The sequence below is a fragment of the Arthrobacter sp. AOP36-A1-22 genome (assembly GCF_052377615.1).
In the GTDB taxonomy this organism is placed as follows: domain Bacteria; phylum Actinomycetota; class Actinomycetes; order Actinomycetales; family Micrococcaceae; genus Arthrobacter_H.
The window spans coordinates 1-8,750 of sequence record NZ_JBQSWX010000043.1; the positions used below are offsets into that span (position 1 = coordinate 1).

At 58.7% G+C, this 8,750-nt stretch carries 6 protein-coding genes; 4 read left to right on the top strand and 2 right to left on the bottom strand.

What is annotated here, in order from left to right:
- Nucleotides 1-43: 43 nt before the first annotated feature.
- Nucleotides 44-1,255, bottom strand: a complete 1,212-nt coding sequence (gene ftsY, locus ACT3S2_RS15440) for a signal recognition particle-docking protein FtsY (RefSeq protein WP_444561890.1) — start codon at nt 1,253-1,255, stop codon at nt 44-46.
- Between the two features lie 35 nt (nt 1,256-1,290).
- Here ftsY and ACT3S2_RS15445 point away from each other — a divergent pair, with 35 nt between their 5' ends.
- Nucleotides 1,291-2,499, top strand: coding sequence for an MFS transporter (locus tag ACT3S2_RS15445; protein WP_444561891.1), 1,209 nt, complete (start codon nt 1,291-1,293; stop codon nt 2,497-2,499).
- A gap of 152 nt (nt 2,500-2,651) precedes the next feature.
- Complete coding sequence (locus ACT3S2_RS15450; protein WP_444561892.1) at nt 2,652-3,692, top strand: acyltransferase family protein; 1,041 nt, start codon at nt 2,652-2,654, stop codon at nt 3,690-3,692.
- A gap of 56 nt (nt 3,693-3,748) precedes the next feature.
- On the opposite strand, the gene smc is transcribed toward ACT3S2_RS15450, so the two are convergent.
- The gene (smc, locus tag ACT3S2_RS15455; protein WP_444561893.1) at nt 3,749-7,363 is read right to left on the bottom strand and encodes a chromosome segregation protein SMC; all 3,615 of its coding nucleotides are present in this window, start codon (nt 7,361-7,363) and stop codon (nt 3,749-3,751) included.
- Between the two features lie 208 nt (nt 7,364-7,571).
- On the opposite strand from smc, the gene ACT3S2_RS15460 reads away from it, so the two are divergent.
- Together ACT3S2_RS15460 and ACT3S2_RS15465 are read left to right on the top strand one after the other, a co-directional pair.
- Complete coding sequence (locus tag ACT3S2_RS15460) at nt 7,572-8,375, top strand: hypothetical protein (protein WP_444561894.1); 804 nt, start codon at nt 7,572-7,574, stop codon at nt 8,373-8,375.
- A 38-nt stretch (nt 8,376-8,413) separates the two neighbouring features.
- On the top strand, nt 8,414-8,750 hold a 337-nt coding region (locus ACT3S2_RS15465; RefSeq protein ID WP_444561895.1), incomplete at its 3' end, for a hypothetical protein.

An 8,750-nucleotide genomic window follows, 5' to 3' on the forward strand; every position in this document is an offset into this window, starting at 1 on the left:
GCTAGGCCCCGACTGACAAGGGGGTTCAGGGCTCTTCTCTGGCTTAGTCTAGGAGCGCGTCGACGAAGTCCTCGGCGTCGAAGGGGGCCAGATCATCTGATCCTTCGCCCAGGCCGACGAGCTTCACCGGTACCCCGAGCTGACGCTGAATGGCAATAACGATGCCGCCCTTGGCCGTGCCGTCGAGTTTGGTCAGCACGATCCCCGTGACGTTGACGACCTCGGAGAACACCTTCGCCTGGTTCAGCCCGTTCTGCCCGGTGGTGGCGTCCAGGACGAGGAGGACCTCGTTGACGGCAGTCTGTTTTTCAACGACGCGCTTGATCTTCCCGAGCTCGTCCATGAGTCCAACCTTGTTCTGCAGCCGGCCTGCCGTGTCGATCATGACGACGTCGACCTCCTGCTCGATGCCGACCTTCACCGCTTCGAAGGCCACGGAGGCGGGGTCCGCGCCGTCGGCGTGAGAACGAACCGTGGGAACGCCGACCCGGGCACCCCAGGTCGCGAGCTGTTCGGCGGCTGCCGCGCGGAAGGTGTCTGCGGCCCCAAGGACCACGTCCTTGTCCTCGGCGACCAAGACGCGGGTGAGCTTGCCGATGGTGGTCGTCTTGCCGACACCATTGACGCCCACGACCATGACGATCGAGGGGCCGGTGGGCTGGCGGTCGGAGACGATAGAACGGTCCATGCTCGGGTCGACGAGTTTGATCAATTCGGTGCGCAGCATCGAACGGACCTGTGCGGGGTCCCGGTGACCTTCGACCTTGACCCGTTCACGCAGTGCCTCGACCAGTTCGTGGGTCGGTTCGCTGCCGACGTCCGCCAGCAGGAGCGTTTCCTCGATTTCGTCCCAGACGTCTTCGTCGATCTTGTCCTGGGACAGCAGCGAGAGCAGCCCCTTGCCCAGGGCATTATTGGATTTGACCAGACGTGCCCGCAGGCGGGCCAGCCGACCCAGAACCGGTGCCGGGACGTCGACGGCGATGTCCCGTTTGCCCAGGCTGTCTTCGGGGGCGGGCGCGGTTCCGGGTCCTCCCCCGCCGTCGGCGTCCTGCGTCGGGGCTTGTCCCGGTCGGGTGAGTGTGTCGCTTCTGCCGCCACCGCTGCTGCCCGGGGCCGGGTCATTGGCGTCCCGGGGTCCGGTATAGGTTCCTGGAGGCGTCTTGCGTCCGCGGAGGAAGAAAACCGACCCGAGGCCCACTACGAGGACCACGACGACGGCGATGGCAATGATCAGGAAGGTTTCTGTAGGCACCGGACAAGCTTCTCACAGACTAGGCTGTTGGCTTGATGAGCACACCCTCCTTGAGCCCCCAGAAACAGACGATCCCCCGCGAGATCAAGGTCTTGATTGCCGCAGCTTTCGTCATTGCGCTGGGCTTCGGTCTGATCGCGCCGATCCTGCCCCAATTCGCCAAGAGCTTCAATGTGGATCTGGCCCAGGCGGGCTTCATCGTCAGTGTCTTCGCCCTGACCCGGTTGGCTTTCGCTCCGGTCAGTGGTCGGTTGACCTCGGCCCTGAGCGAGCCGCCCGTCTACGTCGGGGGCGTGCTCATCGTGGCCGTCTCGACCATCCTCTGCGGCTTTGCCCAGGATTACACTCAGCTCCTGGTTTTCAGGGCAGCGGGCGGCGTGGGTTCAACCATGTTCACCGTTTCGGCCATGTCACTAATCGCCCGGCTGGCACCAACCGAGATCAGGGGCCGGATCTCGGGGTACTATGCCGGATCATTCCTTATCGGAAACATCGTGGGCCCTGTCCTGGGCGGCTTCCTGGCCGTCTTCGGTTACCGCCTGCCGTTCTTCATCTACGGCGGCGCCCTGATCATTGCCGCCGCCATTGTCTACCTATCGCTGTTGGGTGTCCGTTCTTCAGCCACGCGCGGCGCCCGTGACGATCGTCCGGCGATGCGCTTCGTTGCCGCCGTGAAGAGCCCGACCTATCGGGCCGCCCTGGTCTCCGGATTTGCCAACGGCTGGTCCAACTTCGGGGTGCGGGTGGCCATGGTGCCGCTCTTCGCCGCCCAAGTCTTCGACGACGGGGCCGCGCTGGCGGGCTTGTCGCTGGGGATCTTCGCCGTCGGCAACGGGGTTGCGCTCACCGTCGCCGGCCGCATCACGGATAAACACGGTCGGCGCATGCCGGTTCTGGTGGGACTCACGGTGGGGTCACTGGCGATGGCCGGGATCGGGTTGACCGATAACGCGGTGCTGTTCATCGCGCTGTCGATCATCGCCGGCGCGGGCATCGGGTTCATGAACCCCGCCCAACAAGCGGCGGTGGCCGACGTCATCGGTCGCGAGCATAATGGCGGCAAGGTCATGGCCGGGTTCCAGATGGCCAGTGATTCCGGAGCCATTCTGGGGCCGGTGGTCGCCGGTCTCATCGCCGATCAGATGGGCTTTGGTTGGGCTTTCGGCGTCACCGGGATCATCGGCTTGGTGGGGGCTGCCGCGTGGATTCGTGTCCCGGAGCATAACGTCAAAGAAGCCGTATAGCCCGTTCCACGATCCCCGGCTCAGCAGTCCTCGAAGCATTGATCCGTCTCCTCTTTCGATAGCTTCCGTCGCCGAAGAGAACCGCCTGCCGCTGATACTGCAGATAGGCTGGCCACTGTTCCTCCGCGGGCCAGACCGTCGAAAGTATGAATGTGAGTTCAACGAAGAGTCCGGGCAAGACCGTCATGCGCCAACGCCAGAGTTGGATAGACCAGGCTCGCTGGATCGCCATCGTCTTGGTTGTCACGGGACATGCCGTGGGCGAGATGCGATCCGAGAGCGGGCTCGCTGTCATCGTGTCAAATGTCCTTTATACGTTCCATATTCCCGTCTTCGTGATCCTTGCCGGCTGGGGCGCACGACGTGCGGAAGCGAACGGCAAGAACCTGTCCAAAATATGGTGGCAGTTACTTCTTCCCTATATTGTTTTCCAACTGGTCGCCTTCGCTCTAGCCTGGTTCCTCGACGGCACGGAGCCTAGTTGGTCATTTACCAACCAGACCTTTGGACTCTGGTTCTTGGTTGCCCTCGCGGGTTGGCGTCTTCTGGCACCGTGGTTCAGTGGTCTGCCATTGGCCGTACCTATATCACTACTTCTGTCCCTGCTGGCAGGGCTCAGCGCGCAGATAGGTAGTTGGCTATCGATTTCTCGTATCTTCTTCTTTCTGCCGCTCTTCCTCATGGGCCCCTGGCTCGTCGAGCAGATCACCGTATGGCGGCGCATATCCCTCCTCCGCTGGGGCGCAACTGCCTACCTGGCCATCCTCGCGATCGTGGTCGTGGTACTGGGCAAGGACTTTTGGCGTACCCCATTTCTCGGGAAGTCCTCCTACGAGGACCTCGAGCAAGGCTGCCTCACAGGGATGGCAGTTCGTCTGCTCGTGCTGATGGTCGCTGCGGCAACAGCCACCGCATTTCTGGTCGCCCTGCCAGGCCAAACCGGCGCACCCTCGCGGCTGGGTCGATGGATAGCAACGGCAGGCCAACACACCATGTACCCGTATCTGCTCCACCTGCAGGTTCTGACACTCGTTGGTGCATCAACTTGGAGAACCATGGGACAGCCGACAGCCACCACGGTCCTGTTCATCTTCGGGGCTGTTGCCGTCTCCATATTCGCAGAGATCAAGCCGGTAAGGGCCGTCTTCTCGCCCCTCGTGGAACCTAAAACACTTTTGCGCAGCCGCCTTTAGGCCTCAGCCAGTGGCACCGCCCTCTTCTTATCGCACTGATACCATTCAGCTGTCCCCTACCCTAGGCGCTGGCTTATGACCTTCGTGACCCCATCGCCGCGCATGGAGACGCCATACAGGGCGTCAGCGATCTCCATCGTGCGCTTTTGATGCGTGATAATGATCAGCTGACTGACTTCTTGGAGCTCCCGGAAAATCACCAGTAGGCGCCCCAAATTCGTATCGTCTAGGGCAGCCTCAACCTCATCCATCACATAGAACGGTGATGGGCGGGCTTTGAAGATCGCGACGAGGAGCGCAACAGCAGTCAATGAGCGCTCTCCACCAGAGAGTAGTGAGAGTCGCTTGATCTTTTTGCCGGCTGGACGGGCTTGCACTTCGATCCCTGTATTGAGCATGTCGTCTGGGTCGGTCAACACCAGTTTTCCCTCACCGCCCGGGAATAGTGTGGCAAAGACTTGTTCGAACTGTTCGGCCGTGTCTTGGAACGCCTCCGTGAAGACACGTTCAACGCGTTCATCCACGTCGCGGATGATGTCCAGAAGATCTTTGCGGCTGGATTTCAGATCCTCAAGTTGCTCCGCTAGGAACCTGTGACGTTCCTCAAGTGCCGCAAATTCTTCTAAGGCTAAAGGATTGACCTTGCCCAAGGACGTTAGATCTTTTTCTGCCTTGCGTAAACGTTTTTCCTGTTCCTGACGGTCGAAGGGGCGTCCCACCGGCACAGGGTTTCCGTCTACGTCCACGTCTTGACGTAAAGCCGCCCACTTATCGCTTTCCTGGTCAGGTTGTGGCACCGGTAGGTCGGGGCCATAGTTTTCAAGAAGATGCTCCGGTGTCATCCCCAACTCGCCAAGGGCCCTGGCTTCAAGGCTTTCGATGCGCAGGTGCTGTTGGGCGCGGGACAGCTCATCACGATGAACAGAGTCAGCGAGCCCGGCCAACTCAGTACCTAGTTCGCTTGATCGTGTTCTGGTTTGCCCCAGCTCGTGATTTATCCGGTCGCGGTGTTCTGTTAGCCGAGCGTGTTCGTCAGCAGCTTCCTGCAATGAGCTTTCAAGTCGTTCGTACACAAAGGAAATCGCTTGTCCGACGGCTCGGGCACGTTTTGCTTGACGACGTCGCAGCGCGGCTTTCCACTCAGCCTGTTCACAGTTATGGCGTTCCCCCGCGGCAGATTTCAGTAGTGATTCAATGCGGCTCGACAAGCTCTTGACCTGCTCTTCGCAGCTGCGCAGAGCCAGCCGTGCATCGATCTCTCGCTCACGGGCCTTGCCGGCCTCTGCATCTAGTCTCTCGCGCGTTGAGTTGTCTGGTTCTTCATCAGTTGGGACCGCCCGAGTAGCAGCCAGACGTTCTTCAAGGTCAGCCAGGGTCTTCTTGGCTTCGGCCACCGACTCCGTGGCAACACTGATCCGGCCTTTCGATCTTTCGACTTCTGCGGCAGCTTCTCGGGCGGTTGCCCCGCGAGTTGCTAGCTGTTCAGCAACGCCAGTAATGCGGGCGTCTGATTGGTATAGCTTTTCAAGGGCCGTTTCGACGGCCTCGGCGGCCTCGTTACGTATAGTTTCCAGCGCTGAACGTTGAAAACGAAACTTTTCGTAGGATGCGGTGGCCTCATATAGTTCGACGTTGGTGGCATCGATGGCGGCTTGCTGCTCCAGGAGCGACGAGCCGGTGCCAGATCCCCCGGCGAGGCTATGCGCCGAATGGACCACGCCGTCCCGAGTGACCACAGTGACTTGGGGTGCTGCGGTGAAGAGTTCAACAGCGACTTCCCTATTTTCGGCGATGACGACGTTGCGCAGAAGATGCCGGACAGCTTCGGCGAGGCCGTCGGGGGCGGCTTCATTGACATCCACAAGGCCGGAAGCCCACAAACCACCAGCGGGCAATGGAATCCTTTTTGAGTGCGTTTCCTCCCGCTTGTCCGAGCTAAAAGCACCTGACTCGGTTGCTTGCGGAAAGATCAGGTGGACACGGCCTGATTCCTGCTCGCGGACTGTTTCCAAGACTTGCTGAGCGTCACCGGCGCTACAGGCACTTAGCGCCTCGGCGTATGTACCCAGCGCGGCGGCAATTGCCCCGTCATAGCCTGATGCAACACTGATTTCTGCGCTAATACGCCCTCTGATGCCCTGGTGCCCTGCTGCAAGAATCTCCTCGGAGGCATCCTTGCGGCTCATCGCCGCATGGAGTGCGTCAATACGAGCTTGAAGATCGAGCCGTTCGCGTTCCGCTACGTGCTCCTGCGAAACCACCTGGTCCAACTCTCCAACGCAGGATGCCAATCGTTCCTCGGCCAATTCGTGCGAAGCGTCTAGGTCCTCTTCCGTGTCCTCCACACCGCTAGCCTGCTGTTCCAGTTCTGTATATTTCATTTGTGCCTCAGAACCGCGTACACGTGCGATTTCGGCCGATGCTCGCAGTCTGCCCAACTCACCTTCGAGTGATTCGACGCGGCTGCGTGCTGAGGCAACCTTTCCGGCTAAGGTAGCGAGTCCCTCGCGACGGTCAGCTATGGCACGCATCAATTCGGTCATGCGACGGGCTTCTTCGGCCGCAGCCTGTTCCGAGTCCTTCCGGTCCATGAGCGCGGAATCAAGCACAACTGATAACTCATCGCGTTCGTTCTCAACCGCTTCCAGATCAACGCGCAAACGGTGTGCTTGGCTTTCCATCCGGTCAGGGTCCCGAGACGGATCGTGCACGACACGACTCTGCTCAGCCAGGCCGCGTTCCCGTTCCTTCGCCAAGGCGTCCAGAGATCTGTACCGCTCTCTCATGGTGTTCAACCCGTGCCATGTCTCTCGAGCGGAGTTGAGGGCAGGAACAATGCTCGCCGCAGCAGATTCCAGCTCCGTGAGCCGAGCTCCAACTCGAGTAACCTCCGCTTCCACTTCGTCCCGTCGCACACGGATTCGTCGTTCGTCTTCGACTTCGCGATTGAGGGCTTCTTGGAGGGTCACCAATTCGTCGGCCAGGAGCCGAGAACGAGCATCGCGTACCTCAAATTGGACCGATTGTGCCCGCCGTGCAACGTCAGCCTGTTTACCCAACGGTGTCAGCTGGCGCCGAACCTCTCCTGTGAGGTCCTGCAGGCGCGAGAGGTTGGCGGCCATTGACTCGAGTTTGCGTACGGTCTTTTCCCGACGTCTGCGGTGCTTCAGCACCCCGGCTGCTTCCTCAATAAAACCTCGACGTTCATCCGATGTGGCATGAAGGATACGGTCCAGTTGCCCCTGCCCGACGATGACGTGCATCTCCCGGCCCAATCCGGTGTCGGAAAGCAACTCTTGGATATCAAGCAAGCGGCAGGACTGACCATTGATGGCATATTCGGAGCCGCCAGCCCGGAACAGGGTCCGAGTGATCGTCACTTCTGAATATTCGATGGGCAGGGCACCATCTGCATTATCGATAGTTAGCGAGACCTGAGCTCGCCCCAACGCCGGACGGCCAGAGGTTCCGGCGAAGATGACATCTTCCATCTTGCCGCCACGGAGCGTCTTGGCTCCCTGCTCCCCCATCACCCACGACAAGGCGTCAACGACATTAGATTTCCCGGACCCATTCGGCCCAACCACGGCAGTGACGCCGAGTTTGAACTCAAAAGTCGTCGCTGAAGCGAACGATTTGAATCCACGAATGGTCAGGGTCTTCAGATGCATCTGTTGCCGTCCTCCTCCAAGACTCTAACGAAGATCATTCTGTGCGAAAATAAATTTAGTGAACACATGAATAGGCGACTACGGCTGGCCGTCAGCGAAGCATCACGTCGTCCCGAGCTAAATCAGGAGTGCCAAACAAGTGCCAACCGATATGGTGAATATCGTTCGACTCGATCACCTTCTTAGAGCGTCTAAATCCCTAGGATCGTTGATCAACAAAATCTGGCAATATGATGCCCATACCTTAGTCGTTTCCTTCAATATTGCCGGAAACGCCGCGTCAATTGATCTTTCTTTTGAGGACGGGCAGGTTATTGGTTCGGCGCTTGGTCGCGATACACAACTCAAGCGGCATCTTCGCAACACACTCGTAGGAAAGGCCCGGTTGGTTATTGATAGCACAGAACGCCACATTCTGGGCACTTGGCTGGCAACCGATACCCAAGCCATCGTTCAGGGTGTCACCGATTGGACAAGCTGGCTGAAGAACCAAGCAGAAACAGCCCCGACTGAATACGATCCCAGTCTCTCTCTATCACCAGATCATATTGGCGTTTTCTGGTGGGATAATAGGAGTAATTTCGGGGATGCTATTGGACCCTGGCTGGTCGAACGACTTACTGGATCCACTCCCGTCAACTCAAGACGCGTGAAGCATGAAGGCCGAAGCTTAATGACGGTCGGATCCATCATCGGCCACCTCGATCGCGACCACGTTGACATATGGGGAACAGGTCTCATGGGCCCTTTGGCGGACGCGCGTCTAAAGAGGTTGGCCTCGTACGAAGACGTCAAAGTGCGCGCAGTGCGAGGTCATAAGACTGCCTATGACCTACGGAGGCAGTTGGGCTGGCACGTGCCAGATATCTACGGAGATCCAGGCCTTTTGCTGCCCCGGTTTTACAAGCCTCGAAAGTCCGCTCCTGCTTCTGACGCAGTTGCTGTTGTGCCTCATTACGCGCACGCCAAGTACTTCCCCCCCCCGCAACCAACGAAAACACCACGCATATAGTCGATGTTGCCCAGGGTCTTGAGAAAGTTATTGACGAAATTTCTTCCGCCCATAGTTGTATTTCAACATCACTCCACGGGATCATTATCGCCCAAGCATATGGCGTCCCTTGGATTTGGCTTCGAATAGAGGACCATCAACTCGGAGGAGATCAATATAAATTTGACGATTTCCTCTCCACGCTAGCCCCTGGACCAGTTCCGAGACTTGATGTCGTCAAAGATCAAGTGAGCAAACTTAATTTCAAACAACTTGCAGAAAATGCGTTCTTGCCTGAACTGAATACCTCACTTGATGACCTACTTGGGGCTTTTCCCCGCGCTCAATCGGCCTTAACACAACGCCCATGGATACCTCCGCAGGTCAAAGTTACAT